Source organism: Pseudomonas sp. XK-1 (assembly GCF_038069885.1).
Taxonomy (GTDB): Bacteria; Pseudomonadota; Gammaproteobacteria; order Pseudomonadales; family Pseudomonadaceae; genus Aquipseudomonas.
This window is the reverse complement of the sequence record NZ_JBBPES010000007.1, coordinates 100,589-115,587: the sequence shown is the minus strand read 5'-3', so window position 1 is coordinate 115,587 and position 14,999 is coordinate 100,589. Positions and strand designations below refer to the sequence as shown.

At 60.3% G+C, this 14,999-nt stretch carries 14 protein-coding genes; 3 read left to right on the top strand and 11 right to left on the bottom strand.

All coding sequences use genetic code 11. The annotated features are described in order from the left end of the window. Position 1 precedes the first annotated feature (1 nt). The 8 genes from WMW70_RS18385 to WMW70_RS18350 all read right to left on the bottom strand — a co-directional run bounded on the left by WMW70_RS18385 (position 2) and on the right by WMW70_RS18350 (position 8,869). Positions 2-973 (bottom strand): GDP-mannose 4,6-dehydratase, encoded by a 972-nt coding sequence (locus WMW70_RS18385; protein ID WP_341438907.1) that lies wholly within the window; start codon positions 971-973, stop codon positions 2-4. Continuing rightward, the gene (locus WMW70_RS18380) at positions 973-1,893 is read right to left on the bottom strand and encodes a GDP-mannose 4,6-dehydratase (protein WP_341438906.1); all 921 of its coding nucleotides are present in this window, start codon (positions 1,891-1,893) and stop codon (positions 973-975) included. Before WMW70_RS18380 ends, WMW70_RS18385 begins: the two co-directional genes overlap by 1 nt. 110 nt (positions 1,894-2,003) lie before the next feature. Beyond that, positions 2,004-2,873, bottom strand: coding sequence for an FkbM family methyltransferase (locus tag WMW70_RS18375; protein WP_341438905.1), 870 nt, complete (start codon positions 2,871-2,873; stop codon positions 2,004-2,006). A 13-nt stretch (positions 2,874-2,886) separates the two neighbouring features. Beyond that, positions 2,887-4,044: an acyltransferase family protein gene (locus tag WMW70_RS18370; RefSeq protein WP_341438904.1), complete on the bottom strand. Its 1,158-nt coding sequence runs from the start codon at positions 4,042-4,044 to the stop codon at positions 2,887-2,889. A 15-nt stretch (positions 4,045-4,059) separates the two neighbouring features. Then, a complete protein-coding gene (locus WMW70_RS18365) occupies positions 4,060-4,896 on the bottom strand; it encodes a class I SAM-dependent methyltransferase (RefSeq protein ID WP_341438903.1) in 837 nt (278 codons plus the stop codon). Positions 4,897-4,938: 42 nt separating this feature from the next. After that, positions 4,939-5,817, bottom strand: a complete 879-nt coding sequence (locus WMW70_RS18360) for a class I SAM-dependent methyltransferase (protein WP_341438902.1) — start codon at positions 5,815-5,817, stop codon at positions 4,939-4,941. Next, on the bottom strand, positions 5,814-7,376 hold the full coding sequence (locus WMW70_RS18355; RefSeq protein WP_341438901.1) for a glycosyltransferase: 1,563 nt from the start codon (positions 7,374-7,376) through the stop codon (positions 5,814-5,816). Before WMW70_RS18355 ends, WMW70_RS18360 begins: the two co-directional genes overlap by 4 nt. Next, a complete protein-coding gene (locus tag WMW70_RS18350) occupies positions 7,373-8,869 on the bottom strand; it encodes a glycosyltransferase (RefSeq protein WP_341438900.1) in 1,497 nt (498 codons plus the stop codon). The genes WMW70_RS18355 and WMW70_RS18350 overlap by 4 nt, the downstream gene beginning before the upstream one ends. A gap of 392 nt (positions 8,870-9,261) precedes the next feature. Here WMW70_RS18350 and WMW70_RS18345 point away from each other — a divergent pair, with 392 nt between their 5' ends. From WMW70_RS18345 to WMW70_RS18335, 3 genes are all read left to right on the top strand, one after another. Continuing rightward, on the top strand, positions 9,262-9,579 hold the full coding sequence (locus tag WMW70_RS18345) for a DUF2388 domain-containing protein (protein ID WP_341438899.1): 318 nt from the start codon (positions 9,262-9,264) through the stop codon (positions 9,577-9,579). Between the two features lie 159 nt (positions 9,580-9,738). Continuing rightward, positions 9,739-10,059, top strand: a complete 321-nt coding sequence (locus WMW70_RS18340) for a DUF2388 domain-containing protein (RefSeq protein ID WP_341438898.1) — start codon at positions 9,739-9,741, stop codon at positions 10,057-10,059. 23 nt (positions 10,060-10,082) lie between these two features. Further along, positions 10,083-12,008 (top strand): DUF7844 domain-containing protein, encoded by a 1,926-nt coding sequence (locus WMW70_RS18335; protein WP_445942168.1) that lies wholly within the window; start codon positions 10,083-10,085, stop codon positions 12,006-12,008. A 44-nt stretch (positions 12,009-12,052) separates the two neighbouring features. On the opposite strand, the gene WMW70_RS18330 is transcribed toward WMW70_RS18335, so the two are convergent. The 3 genes from WMW70_RS18330 to trpB all read right to left on the bottom strand — a co-directional run bounded on the left by WMW70_RS18330 (position 12,053) and on the right by trpB (position 14,893). Next, positions 12,053-12,685: a TetR/AcrR family transcriptional regulator gene (locus WMW70_RS18330; RefSeq protein ID WP_341438896.1), complete on the bottom strand. Its 633-nt coding sequence runs from the start codon at positions 12,683-12,685 to the stop codon at positions 12,053-12,055. 184 nt (positions 12,686-12,869) lie between these two features. Further along, a complete protein-coding gene (gene trpA / locus WMW70_RS18325) occupies positions 12,870-13,679 on the bottom strand; it encodes a tryptophan synthase subunit alpha (RefSeq protein ID WP_341438895.1) in 810 nt (269 codons plus the stop codon). Then, on the bottom strand, positions 13,679-14,893 hold the full coding sequence (trpB, locus tag WMW70_RS18320; protein ID WP_341438894.1) for a tryptophan synthase subunit beta: 1,215 nt from the start codon (positions 14,891-14,893) through the stop codon (positions 13,679-13,681). The genes trpA and trpB overlap by 1 nt, the downstream gene beginning before the upstream one ends. Between the last annotated feature and the right edge of the window lie 106 nt (positions 14,894-14,999).

Here is a 14,999-nt window from a genome sequence, read left to right as displayed (position 1 = left end):
CCTACTCCTTGGCTACGCGCTTAAGATCGGCATCCACCATCGACTGGATCAGGGTTGCGAGGCTGGTTTTCGGCGTCCAGCCCAGCACCCGCTCGGCCTTGCCCGGATTCCCCAATAGCACTTCCACTTCCGCAGGGCGAAAGAACGCAGGATCGATCACCACATGTTCCTGGTAGTCCAGGCCCACATAGGCAAAGGCAATGCGGCACATCTCCCGCACCGTGGTGGTCACACCGGTCGCCACCACGTAGTCGTCGGCCTTGTCCTGCTGCAGCATCAGCCACATGGCCTCGACATAGTCGCCGGCAAACCCCCAGTCGCGCTTGGCGTCGATATTGCCCAGGCGCAACTCGCGCTGCTTGCCCAGCTTGATCCGCGCCACCGCGTCGCTGACCTTGCGAGTGACGAACTCGATGCCGCGCAGCGGCGACTCATGGTTGAACAGGATGCCGCTGGAGGCATGCAGGTCAAAACTTTCACGGTAATTGACGGTGATCCAGTGGCCATACAGCTTGGCCACGCCATAGGGGCTGCGGGGATAGAACGGGGTGTTCTCGTCCTGACGTTCGGCCTGGATCAGGCCGAACATTTCACTGGTCGATGCCTGATAGAAGCGCGTCTGCGGGCTGAACTGGCGTATCGCCTCAAGCATATGGGTCACGCCCAGGCCATCGACAATGCCGGTAGTGATCGGCTGATCCCAGGAGCTGCCGACAAAGCTCTGCGCGCCCAGGTTATACAACTCGTCGGGTTTGGCCTTGAGCACCGCGCGCTGTACCGAGCAGGCATCGGCCAGATCGCCATCCAGGTAGTTGATCTGCGACTCGATACCCAGCTCGCGCAGCCGCCAGCGGGTATCACTGCTGCGCCGGGCCACCAGGCCGTGAACCTGGTAGCCCTTGTCCAGCAGCAGCTTCGCAAGATAGGCCCCGTCTTGCCCGGTAAGCCCCGTAATCAGTGCACTTTTAGTCATTATTGTCGTTCTCTTTCTTCCCAGTCAGAGAGCACTCTGCATAGGGTTTCCGTGATATTTACGCCAGGTGTCCACCCGGTCTCTTTTTGTAGTTTTTCGGAACTGCCGACAACGCGGCGTTGCTCGCTCCTGCGCATGCGCGCGGGATCCTGCAGCAACTCCACCTCCACCCCAGCCAGTTCGGCCATCTCGCTGATCAGGTCACGTACTCGGCGCTCCTGCCCGGAGCAGACGTTGTAGACCTCGCCATTACGACCCTTCTCCAGCAGCAACAGATAAGCCTCGATGACATCCTGAACATCCAGAAAATCGCGAGTCACATCAATATCACCAACCTCCAGGCGCGGTGGCTGTAACCCCTGGCGAACCCGAACTATTTGTTTGGCCATATTGGCGATAACAAAGGACTCGCCCTGACCCGCGCCGATATGGTTGAACGGGCGTGCCACTATGATGCGCCAGGGCTCTGTATAGCTCCATTGCCGGCACAGCAGTTCAGCTGAAACTTTGCTGACTGCATAGGGATTGCGTGGCTGGGGTGCCAGGGTTTCGACGACTGGTAAGTCAGTTTCTGCGACCTGGCCGTAGACGTCGCCTGAGCTGACGTAAAGGAAGGTGCCGCTGAAGCCTCGCCGCTTGAGTGCCTGTAGCAGGTTAAGCGTACCCAACAGATTGACCTGCAGGGTGTGCGCCGGGTCGCGGAAGGCCTCGGGAACGAAGGTTTGCCCCGCCAGGTGGATCACTGCGTCTGGCTGGTGTTGCTCCAGCATGCGGTTGAGTGCAGCGCTATCGAGCAGATCGTAACTGCCCTCAGGCTGCAGTAACTGCCAGTCGAGTGCGGGCCGTGCGCCGCCAAGAACTCGCTGTAGGTGCTGCCCGACAAACCCGGAAAGCCCGGTGACCAACAGTTTTTTTCTCATGCTTGTTCAACCTGTTTGCAGCGGATCAGGCCAAGTAGACAACGTTACCGAGGTATTAGTTGAGCGAAGGTTATCTGCCCAGATGCCTTGTGCAGCCATCCGCTTTTCAGCTAGCGAGTGGTAATCAATCGCTTCAACGAGGTGATCAGTCTCGCCACCTTCCATAGACGGCTGTTGTAAATCGCGGCCAATTGCGTTTCGGCAAGATCGGCACGTTGCGTCGCTTTTTGCAGGTTCACTTGCAGCGGTTCGATATCCGCAACGGGATGACTGAAGCGGTGCCCGTAACACAGCTGGAATTCATCGAGGAAATTAGGCGGCATGGACAGTGGCACAAGTAACTCGAGCTTCTCCTGGGCTACGTAATAGCGGTTGATACCATCGCACAGGGCAGGTTGATAGCCTGCCTGCAGAATCAACTCCTCCCACTCGGGTGTCTTGTCGAAGGCGGCCTCGATCAAAATGATCCATGGCCGCCAGCGTTGAAAATCCATGCCCTGAAGGACATTGCGCTCAAAGCCTTCGACATCGATCTTGAGGAAATGAAAGGGTGCTGTGGCAGATAGGTATTGATTGCAGATATCGGCAAGTAGTTTCGTTTGCACCGTGCGCTGGACGAAAGGAATTCCCTCGGCCTGTTGCAGTTCTGCCATCTCAAGGCTAAGGGTCGAAAGACCAGTATCAGACGACTCGAAGAAGACCAACTCGCCTTCCTGATCGCCCACCGCCACACAGAGATTGGTGTCTTGCGGGCGCTCGTCGCACAGTGCCTGGTAATAGTGCCGGACCGGTTCGATATTGATGCCACGCCAGCCCCGCTCATACAGTGAGCGAGTCACCGAATCGAGAGTGGGGTGGTTGGCCCCTACGTCGACGTAATTGCCCGGACCGAACAGCTTGAGGGTTCGCCAAAGCATCACGTCCTCAAAGTTCTGGGCGTAGGAAATGAATTGCGGGGATACGGCGTCCTGATTATTCATGGGTTCCACTGCATTATTTAGATCTGACCGAGTCCGACATATCTGCAAAGCCATCGCTTCCATCCCTGATTCTTAGTGCGGCCCGCTTTCCATAGTCGCGCAATGGAGCTTCCAGAAGGCGATAGTTCAGTTCGCTCAACACCACGATTAGCAGGAAAGCCGTAATTACGAACGGATAGAAGAAATCTTCATTAAAACCTTGCGCCGCCGCATCTGTGTGAAACCAGAGTTCTCGAGTGAAGTAAAAAGCCGGTATATGAATCAGGTAGATGGCATAGGACCGTGAGCCGAACCATATCAGCAGGTTCGAAAGAATTTTCGGAAACCCCAGGTAGCCCCTGTCGTAGGAGGCCACCCAGACAAGCGCAGCAGATATCAGTGCGATCATGCCAATTTTGATGTTAACGCTACGTAGCTGGCCAGAACCCAGCACCCAAAGGCAGATCAGCGCGACCAGAAGCACAGCCAGTCCGTATTTGTGTCGTTCAAGAAAGTCGGGTTTGAAAAGCAAGTACGATGAATGCTGCGTCCACAGCGCCAAAAGCACTCCAAGCGCCAATGCATCGGTACGAAAGGCCATTAGTGCAGGCGTACGCACCAAGAAGAACTGCAGCAGTACCAACAAGATCATGGCGTGCAACAAATAGCGGCGCGCTAAGAGGATCACCAGAGGGAACAACAGGTAAAACTGCTCTTCCAGCGAAAGGCTCCAGTAAACGAAGCTCGCTCCATAGGGCCATTGCATAAAGGCCTCGGCGAAGCGGAAGTTGGCCACCTGTAAAAGCCCGGCAACCGTTGCCTCCAAGTTAGTGCGAAACGGGCCGAATGCGCCGGTTTGATTGACGGCTAGCGAGGCAACTAGCATTACCAGCAGCCATAGCCATGCCGATGGCAGCAGCCGCCAAGCCCGACGTACCCAGAAGGCCAGCACCATACGTGTGGTCGCTTCGCCGCGCGGTGCCGCCAACAACCGTGGCACCAGATCGCGCGCAATCACAAACCCAGAGATAGCGAAGAACAGATCCACTCCGACCCAACCACTAAAATAGGCATAGAAGCGCTCCATATTGGGGGTGGTCCAGGTAAACAGGTTGCCGGAGGCGTGGTGGAAGACCACCATCAACACCGCGATTCCACGCAGGATTTCGATATCACCGATGCGGGTTCTCATTGGATAACGGTGACCTCAGGGTTTGCGCGCAACTACAACCTGGCTTTTCGGCATAACAGTATCCAGCGCCGTCTTGATACGCGGCCCGGCGGGCAGCGACAGTAGCGTCGACCAAGTCTCCGACCAATTTTCCAGCAACGGATGCCAAGGCGGGCTGAGCGGTTGGTTCTCGCAGGCCCAGTACAACGACCACCATACGGCGTGATAGAAACCGTACTGCATGGTGCTCTCCACGCTCAGTCCCGCCTCCAGCGCCAATTGTTCCAATTCGCCGCGCTTGAAGATACGAATATGGTTGGGGCGTTCGAAATAGACAGAGGGGGCGATATGTTTCTGCACGCCCTCGATGATTTCGTCCGGGACCGTCAGCAGAAACAGAGCGCCCGGCCTGGCGACGCGCACCAGCTCGGCCATGAACTGGGCGGGGTCGTCGACGTGTTCGAGAACTTCCATGGCGACGACCCGACTGATTACTCCATCGTCCAGCGGTATAGGATTGGCATCGGTAACCAGTGTGCGAACGCTGCGCGCGCCCTCTTTCTCAAGCCGCGCGCGAGCGGTATCGAGCTTATCGGCATCGACGTCGGCGAGAATGATCTCGGCCCCTTGCCGGGCGCTAAAGAGGGCATAACCGCCTTCGCCACAACCGATATCAAGTACTACATCTTCAGCCGATATCGCAAAGCCACGAACCAGCTCGCCTGTGTCGTTCTGCAGCCAGCCGCTCTGATGAATATCGATCAGGCCGATATCGATCTCGGGTTCTGTGGGTGCAAGCATCTTGGGAGCTGGCTCGCGGGTGGGCTGGAGCTCGGAAGATGAAGACAGTAGGCGCTTGAGCCGATTCAGCATGTGCTAATTCTCATAATGGGACGGTGAGTCTGACTGCACGGATCAAAAGGGTTTGCGCGCAACAATGACCTGACTCTTGGGCATCAGGCGATCCAGTTGCTGTTTAACCGGGGAAAACTCGGGCATCTGGATAAGTCGGTGCCACAGGCCCGCCCAGTCATCAAGCAGTGGCGAGTAGGGTGGATGCACAACGTCATGGGTTTCGCCTGCCTGTTGCTCGCCGGAGGCCTTGAGCTGCGACCAGTAGATCATCATCCACATGCTCCAATAAAAGCCGTATGAGGCGCGCCGTTCGATAACGAGGCCGGCGTCTTCCACCAATCGGCCAAAGGCTTCGCGCTCGAAAATGTGAATATGATTGGGTGTTTGGAAATAATGCGCAGGCGCACAACCCTGCTGGATGTGTTCGCCAACTGGATCGGGTACCGCTAACAGGTAGAGAGCCCCCGGACGTCCCACCCGAACCAGCTCACGCAATACGGTTGCCGGATCATCGACGTGCTCAAGCATCTCCAGGGCAATTATCCGACTTGCGTAGTCAGCTGCCAGTGGCAGTGGGTTGCTGTCTGACACCAGTCCTTCTACGACCCGAGCTGGTGTTTGCTCAAGTTTCTGCCGCAGGGCTTCGATTTTCTCTGGTACGACATCACTGAACACCACATGGGCACCACGGTTGGCGCAAAACAGGGTCGCGCCGCCTGCACCGCAGCCGACGTCGAGCACTACGTCCTGCGGTCCGATGGCGAAGCCGGAAAACAGTTCGTCGCTGGCGTTCAGAAACCAGCCGCTCTGCACCGCATCCACCAAGCCACAATCGCGGGCGTCGACATAGTCGGGCGCTGGAGTTGGGGCGGGAGGGGGAGGGCTCTGTAATTTAGGGCCGCCGATCAGCCGATGCCACCAGGCCAATACCCGTCTCATGCGCTCACCCTTTGATCTATCTTAAGAAATGCGGACAGCGCTTCTTGCGCAACATGCCGGGAGCAGTGGCCGCGCATGCGTTCAATCGCATTCTGGGCGAGTTGCTGGTAGCGCTCGGGTTGGTGCTTGGCGCAGTCATAGGCTGCCAGGTAGGCCTCTTTCAGGGAGGCCCAGTCAATCTGGTGGCGCTGCGTGCGATAAGCCAGGCGCGGATCATGAGACCAGGCGGTGGCGTCAAGCCAACTGTCGACAACAAACCCCACGTCTTCGTCCATGTAGTCGACCATTGCCGAGTGGCGGGGCGCAATCGCGGGTTTGCCGCAGGACAGGAACTCCATCAATGGCAGGCACTGGCCTTCGCCATGCGAGGCATTGACTGCGAAGGCGCTCGCTCGGATCAGTGCATCGAACTCGCTGCCGTCGAGGTAGCCGTGAAGCAGGACTACCCGGCATTGGAATTTGGGCATGCGCGCCATCCAGATCAGCATGTCGTGCATGGCGGACAGGTACTCGTTATGCCCAAGCTTGAACACTAACGTGGCATCGGGGGTGTCGCGGAACGCTGCGCAGAATGCGGTCAGCATATCTGCCCAGTTCTTGCGGCCGTCATAAGGATTGAATAGTGCGGTAAAAATCACCCCGGACAATTTCAGCTCAGAATCGCCCGGCAGCCATTCGGGCATCAGCGGTTTGACGCCTGTAGCGAGCGGATGCGGCGGCTCGACGGTGTTACGCGGCTCCAAGCGCTTGTCCGGATCTTCGCGAACCAGTTCGAACCGCGGAAGCGCTTTTTCTTTGGCGTTGGGCAGGAAGGGTATGTTCTGCCGCAGCACCTTCAGGTACCACTCGCCCAGATAACGTCGAGTTACTTGGACGCGTGATTGCTGGCGAGTGGCGGGGGCTGCAACGGTGTTCTCGGCGGGCTGTTGGCGGACCATGGCCTGTTCGTGTTCGCGGATGGCCTGCACCACTCTGGCCGTTGCATGCTCGCCGAAAATATAGGGGCTTAATGCCGGGTCGTGGCTATCGACGACTACTCCCGCGCGGACGCTGATGGCGATAGTGCTGGTCAGAGGCAATTCGGCGGGTTGCGCCCTGATCGTGGCAAATTTGTCCCAGACCGGCGAGGGGATCGCCACGATCGGGAATTGCGGGCCCATTTCCTTGCGCACGGCATCGACGATCATCTGCGAGTGCGTGATACCACTGCCGCAAGTATTCAAGACATATCGCCAGTCCTGCTGTCGCTCATCCAGCCAGCATTCAGTGGGGATACTGTCGAACTCCCAGGCAAACACCGGGGTGGTCGGACAGCGGAGCCCCAGCAGGGTTTTCTGGGGGGGCGAGAATGACAGAAACAGGCAGCGTTCGCCTGCTGCACAGGCTTGATCATAGAGCGCATCGACTTGCTGTTCGGGGTCTTCGACCACCTGCACATCGCCCAAGGCCTTCAGTACAGGCAAGAAGTCACGCAGAACAAAGTAATAGCTGTACTCCGGCAACCCCATGCTGGTGGCAATACGTGCAGCCGAGACTTCCGAGTAAACCAGAAACTTCATGGCAGCATGCCCTCTTCCCGTTGCACGAACGTCTCGCTGTTGCGGTCGTTTACCAGCGCGCGCAGGAACACATCCAGTGGCGTAGTCACTACATCAACCGAGGCGAATGCCTGCATTCTCTTAAAGGCATGTTGCGACATGTTGCGGTAATGCTCAGGTCCCGCTTGGGCAACCTGATAGCTGTCTTGATAAGCCTTCACCAGGGAGTGCCAGTTCAGGCGATGACGATGGGTCATAAACACGCCCGTAGGATCGTGGGGCCAGCAAAAGGGTTCGAGTGAGCACTTGAGGAGAAACGCCAGGTGTTCGTCGACATAGTCGCTCATGGCGCTATGTACGGGCGCTATGCCTGGTTTGCCGGCGGAAAAGAACTCCATAAGAGGCAGGCACAGGCCTTCTCCGGAAGAGGCGTTCACGTAATAGGTCGACGCGTTTATAAGCTCACGGTACTGCTCATCCTCGAGAAAGCCATGCAGCACAATCACCCGGCAGCTGAAGGGGGCCAGCCGCGATAACAAGGTGATCAATACGATGCGGTAATACTCCAGGTCGTGATGGGTCATTTTCACGACCAGGGTGGCATCCTCGCGCTCCTTGAATGCCCAGCAGAAGGCGGTAATCAACTCGACCCAGTTTTTGCGACTGTCTGCGGGGTTCAGCACTGTTGTGTAGACCACGCCGGAGACATGAATCTGATGCAGCGGCGGTGCTGCAGGTGCTGCGTCATCGGCTGGCGCAACGGCAGGTGTCGAGGTCTCTGTCGTGGGGGCGATATGTGAGGTGGGCTGTAGAGGGCGGCGAATTTCTTCCAGCCAGCCATTAAACAGCGCTTTGCTGAGTTGCCAAGCCTGGGTAAGTGCTCCTGATGGCGGTGGAAGCTCTGGTTCTGGTTCTGGTTCTGGTTCAGTGGGCACTTCGCTTGGCTTGCGTACCAGGCCATCGGCGGACAGCCCCAAGAGGGGGCTGTCAATAACGATGCCGGCGAATGGGAATACCCGGTCGCCTAGTTCGACGGGCAATCCGTCGGCGCTACCAAGGCTTTTATAGCGATCCCAGACCGGTGCCGGCAGCGAGATAACCGGAAAGTCCTCAGCCGTGGCCTGTTTAACCAGGTTGGCGGTTTCCTGGCTGGTGCAAATGGCTCCTTGCAGGTTGGCCAGCGTATAGCGCCAATCATTCTGCGGGTTGTCATCCCAGGCGACTGACGGCAGGGTATCGAACTCCCAAGCGAAGACCACCACGGTAGGGCAGCTCAGGCCGAGAGGGACCTGGTGCGGCGGGCTGAAACTGAGAAATACTACCTCTTCGCCGGCCGCCCGGTACTGCTCGGACAGCCGTTCTATCTCATCGGTACTTTTGACCGGCAGCACAGTCCCCAGGCGCTCCAGCGCCGGAAGGAAGTCCTTCATCAGGAAAAAGTAACTGTATTCCGGCTTACCGAGAGAGCCCTGGATGCTGGCCTGATCGATTTTCGACCCAACGAGGATGATCATGTTGCGAGAAGAACTCCTATACGCCGTACCCATGTGCCCCGGTCAGCGCAATTAATTGTTATTTAGTTGCCAATATCCAGAAAGGTTCGCTGCCCTGCAATTGCCTTCTTCCACGCCTCATCCAGTGTCTGCAACTTAGCTTGCAGAGCGTACATGATCTATGACAAATCGCACCATTACGCGGATATTGGCCGCAGTTTACACAAACCTGCACGGCTAATCTTCGCCCAGAACAGCCTCTTGTCCGCTACCTCGTACGCCGTTTCAGCCTTATCTTGCCGGTTGGGATTGGCATCCAGTAATTGACCCGAGCCAGCATGCTTGAGCTAGTCTTGCAATCGCAAGCAGCGACTGTGCTGTTTGCGTTGTCCTCGCTTGTACGGAGCTTCGTCATGACCCTTTTTCGTCTTTTTAGCGCTGCCGCACTGCTGACCCTGGCCAGTGTTGCTTCGGCCAGCAGCTTTGTAGTGACCACCGACTCCCTGGTTTCCGGTCTGGCCGCGTCTTCGGAAGCCACATCCGATATTTCCTCCTCGCTGCGCGATGACAAGGTCGTGCTCGCCGCGCGTGATGATGCCGCCAGTTTCGTCGCCAGCCAGGGCAGCATTCGCGGTGTGCAACTGGAGGCCGCGCTGCTGCATATCCGTCAGCAGGCACCGCAGTTGCAAGCGGATGACCTGCAGCTGGCGCAGGCCATCCTCAGCCTCTAACAGGGGGGGCGTGCCGGCTGCGGATCTGCTCCTAAGCCGGTATTTTGCTGCGCCGCGGCTTGGCGCTCAGGCTGTTGTTCGTACTGCCGGAACCGAGCCGCGGGTTGTGGGTTCCAATCAGTGTCCTTCCTGCTTTTCCCTGCCTTACCGGAGATTGCCATGTACCGTTCCCTGCTTAGCGCTGTAGTCGTTGTTGCCCTATTTGCCGGCAGTGTCCAGGCGCAGACCCTGGTGGCCAGCAGCAATGTGATCATCCGAGCGGTGGATCGCACGTTTGATTTCACCTCGGATACCACCACCTCGATTCGCGATTCGAAAATCGTCCTGGCGGCCCGTGACGATGCCGCCAGTTTCGTCGCCACTCAGGGTGCCATCCGTGGTGTGCAGCTGGAGGCCGCGCTCGGTGCCATCCGTAGCCGTGTGCCCGAAGCCCAGGGTGCCTCCGACCTGGTACTGGCCGAAGCCATTCTGGCGCTGTGAGTTTGCCGCGTGCCTGGCTGTTGATGCTGGCGTTGTTGGTCAGCGTCGGCAGCCAGGCCGAACTGCGCCTGGTACTTAGCGAAAGCGACCTGAGCCCGGCCGAGCGCCAGGCCACTCAGGTGCTGCTCGACGAGGCCCTGCAGGCCCTGCCGCCACGCTTCAAGCAGCAACTGGATCGGCGGGTAAAACTGCGTTGGCGCGACCTGCCGGCCGAGGTCTATGGCCGCGCCGGGCGCTTTAGCGGTATCGAACTCAACGCCCTGCTGCTGCCGGCCCTCACCGATGGCCGCGCCGCCACTGCGCGCACCGAGCGCCCCCACGGCAGCGTGCGCCGCGAGCTGCTGGCCACCGTGCTGCACGAATTGACCCACCTCTATGACCGCGCCCAACTCTGGTCGCCGGCGCAGAAAAGCCTGTTGCAGCATTGTCGCCAGCGCCTCAATAGTTTCGGCCCGGTGGGCTTGCCCGATGACTGTCGCGGCCAGAGCGCGCGGCGCTTTACCCTTAGCGACGACCCGCAGCTGCTTGACCTGGCAGGCTGGCCGCAGCGGGTTGGCAGCCGTGGCCAGCGCGAGGCAGAGAACGGCCAGCTGGCACGCAGCCCCGACAGCTATGAGCTGAGTAACCCGCGGGAGTTCGTTGCGGTGAATATGGAGTACTTCCTCCTCGACCCCGCCTATGCCTGCCGCCGCCCGTCCCTGGCGCGCCATCTGGCCCGGCACTTCGCCTGGACGCCGCCTGACCAGGCGCAGTGCGATGATGGCCATGCCTACCTGAATGCCGGCCGCGACTTTGCCCGTCAGCCCCTGGGCAGGCTGGAGCCGGCGCGGGTCTATGCCGTCGACTATCTACTGGCCGAGGCCAACGATGCCTGGGCCAGCCGCTGGGGCCACAGCATGTTGCGCCTGGTGATCTGCGCGCCCGGTCGGGCGCTGGGGCCGGATTGCCGGCTGGACCTGGATCAGCACCTGGTGCTGTCCTACCGCGCCTTTGTCGGCGACGTGCAGCTGTCCAGCTGGGACGGCCTGACCGGTGCCTACCCCTCGCGGCTGTTCGTCCTGCCGCTGGAGCAGGTGGTCGAGGAATACACCAAGATCGAGCTGCGCAGCCTGGCCTCGATCCCGCTGCAGCTGACCCGCGAGCAGCTGGAAAACCTGGTGACCCGCGCCGCCGAGCAGCACTGGAGCTATGACGGCGACTACTACTTCATCTCCAACAACTGCGCGGTGGAAACCCTCAAGCTGTTGCGCAGCGGCAGTCAGCACCCCGACCTGCATGCCTTGGACAGCATTATGCCCAACGGCCTGCTCGACAGCCTGCTGGCCCGTGGCCTGGCCGATGGCAGCGTGCTGGATGACCCCCGCGAAGCCCTGCGCCTGGGCTATCGTTTCGACTCCTTTCGCGAGCGTTACCAGGCCATGTTCGCGGTGCTGCAGCAGCGTCTGCCGATCGAGCAGAGCAGGGTCGAAGACTGGCTGGAGCAACCCGCCACGGCGCGCCAGCCCTGGTTTGCCAAGGCCGATCTGCGCGCCAGCGCCGCGCTGCTGCTGCTTGAGCAGGCGGCTTTGCGCCGTCAGTTGCTGCTGGCTCAGGAGGAGCTCAAGCAGCGCTACCTCAGTGGTCGCGCCGGCCAGGATGCAAGCCTGGGCAAGGCCGGTGGCGCGCTGGAGCAGATCCTGGCCAACAGTGGCTTTCTCAGTCGCCCGGCGGAGTTGCTCGAAGGTGGCTATGGCCTGCCGCAAAGCAGCGAATGGCAGCGCCTGGAAGCCGAAAGCCGCAACCGTCAGCAGCACTTGCGCCGGCTTAGCGACGACCTCGACCAGGAGGTGCGCAGCCTGCTGGAACCTGAACGTCTGGCCGAGCTGGAGGCCAGCGAGAACAACCTGGCGCAGCTTGGCGCGCACCTGCGCGGGCTGCACAAGGCCAGTGGCGGCCTGACGCTGCCGTAGCTATGACGAGTGCCGAGTAAACCCGCTGGTGAGCGGGATAGCGGTTACAGGGTTCTTTTCGGCAGGTGCGGCGGCAGGTAGAGGCCCAGATAGGCATCGAACACGCGCATGCCTTCCTCGGCCATGCGTGGGGTGATCACCCCGTGCAGTTGCACCGAGCGTGCATACACCCGATCCCCCAGCTCCATGGCCAGGGCGAATACATCCACATCCTCCGGCAGTTGCGGCAGGGGGAAGTGGTGGTCGAACAAGGACTGCATCAGGTGCCCCAGCTCGATGTCGTGCTGACGGTCGGCCTGGGTCACTTCCGCCAGGCCGTGCTGGGCCAGAATCAGCTGGCGCGCCGCGGCGTCGGCGGCGTAGATCGCCAGCATGCGCTGTTCCACCAGTCGCGAAAGATCACGCCAGTCACGCAGCTGATCATGCTCGATCGGCTCCTGCAGGCAGGCGCGAAACGCCCCGTGAATATCTGCCGTCAGCGCTTCCAGCAGGGCCGGTACGCCGGCGAAGAAGTGATACACCGAGGACGGCGGAATCCCCGCGCGCTCGGCCACACTGTAGATCGACAGGCTGGCCACGCCCTGCTCGGCTAGCAACTCGCGGGCAGCGGCCAGGATGCCGGCGATACGGCTCTGGCTGCTGGCGCGGGGTTTGCGGGCGATAGGTAGGCGTGACATGGCGAGACTCGGGGCAGGGAACCAAGGGTGGGTAACGTTTCGCCGCCCACCCTACACCGAACCCGTAGCCCGGATGAAATCCGGGAACGGTTTTACAGACAATTAAGGCTCCCGGATCGCATCCGGGCTACCAGAGCTATGTAGGGTGAACATGGCAGAGCCTTGTCCACTCTACCTGGGCTGATTAACCGCGCGCGCCGCGCACACCTTCAGCCAGCTGGCTGCACAGGCTCAGCACGCCCTCCACCGCCTGCTCGCTGCTGGTGGCGTTAGCGATCTGGTCGATCAGCGCCGAACCCACCACCACACCTTCGGCCAGACGGGCGATGGTCGCGGCATGTTCCGGGGTGCGGATGCCGAAGCCGATGCACAGCGGCAAATCGGTGTGCCGGCGCAGACGGGCAACAGCTTGCTCGACGTGGTCCAGAGTCGCCGAACCGGCACCCGTCACACCGGCTACCGAGACGTAATAGACGAAGCCGGAGCTGCCGTTGAGCACCTTGGGCAGGCGCTTGTCGTCGGTGGTTGGGGTGGTCAGGCGGATAAAGTCCAGGCCCGCGACCTGAGCCGGATCGCAGAGGTCGACGTTATGCTCTGGCGGCAGGTCGACCACGATCAGGCCATCGACGCCCGAGGCCACGGCTTCGGCAATAAAGCGCTCGACGCCGTACTTGTGAATCGGGTTGAAGTAGCCCATCAGCACCAGCGGCGTGGCCTGCTCGCCTTCACGGAATTCGCGGACCATCTGCAGGGTCATGGCCAGGTCCTGACCGCCTTCAAGGGCGCGGATATTCGCCAGCTGAATCGCCGGGCCATCGGCCATGGGGTCGGTAAAGGGCATGCCCAGCTCAATCACATCGGCACCGGCAGCCGGCAGGCCCTTGAGGATCGCCAGGGAGGCGTCGTAGTTCGGGTCGCCGGCGGTGACGAAGGTCACCAGGGCGGCGCGGTTCTGTTCTTTCAGCTCGGCAAAGCGGGTTTGCAGGCGGCTCATCAGTGTTTCTCCTGCGAAGTGTTTTCCATGTGGTGCATAACAGTCTGCATATCCTTGTCGCCACGGCCGGACAGGTTGATCACCATCAGGTGCTCCTTGGGCAGCTTCGGCGCACGCTTGAAGGCTTCAGCCAGGGCGTGGGCGCTTTCCAGGGCGGGGATAATGCCCTCCTGACGGCAGCAGGTGTGGAACGCGGCCAGGGCTTCTTCGTCGGTCACCGAGGTGTATTCAACCCGGCCAACGTCGTGCAACCAGGCGTGCTCAGGGCCAATGCCGGGGTAATCCAGGCCGGCGGAAATCGAGTGAGCGTCGATGATCTGGCCGTCGTCGTTCTGCAGCAGGAAGGTACGGTTGCCGTGCAATACGCCGGGTACGCCACCGTTGAGGCTGGCGGCGTGCTTGCCGGTTTCGATGCCGTAACCGGCCGCTTCGACGCCAACGATCTGTACATCCTTATCGTCGAGGAAGGGGTGGAACAGACCGATGGCATTGGAACCGCCGCCGATGCAGGCCACCAGGCTGTCGGGCAGACGGCCTTCCTGGGCGAGGATCTGCTCGCGGGTTTCCTTACCGATCACCGCCTGGAAGTCGCGCACCATCGCTGGATACGGGTGCGGGCCGGCCACGGTGCCGATCATGTAGAAGGTGTTGTGCACGTTGGTCACCCAGTCGCGCAGCGCTTCGTTCATCGCGTCTTTCAGGGTGCCGGTGCCGGCGACCACCGGGATCACGGTGGCACCCAGCAGCTTCATGCGGAACACGTTGGCCTGCTGGCGGTCGATGTCCGTGGTGCCCATAAAGATCACGCATTCCATGCCGAAACGCGCAGCCACGGTGGCGGTGGCCACGCCGTGCATGCCGGCACCGGTCTCGGCGATGATGCGCTTCTTGCCCATGCGCCGAGCCAGCAGGGCCTGGCCGATGCAGTTATTGATCTTGTGCGCGCCGGTGTGATTGAGCTCTTCGCGCTTGAAGTAGATCTTCGCCCCGCCGCACATCTCGGTCAGGCGCTCGGCGAAATACAGCGGGCTCGGACGGCCGACGAAATCTCGCTGGAAGTAGGCCAGTTCCTTCTGGAACTCGGGATCGAGCTTGGCCTTCTCGTATTCGGCGGCCAGGTCGTGGATCAGCGGCATCAGGGTTTCGGCGACATATTGGCCACCGAACGAGCCGAACAGGCCGTTGGCGTCTGGGCCAGTGCGCAAGGAAGTCATGGCGTTCTCCACAGCAAGATAAAAAGGCGTGGTCGCGGGTAGGGCGACTAGGCGTCCCCCCGCTTCTACGGCGATGGGCACAGGATAAGGCTGTGGCGCGCGCGGT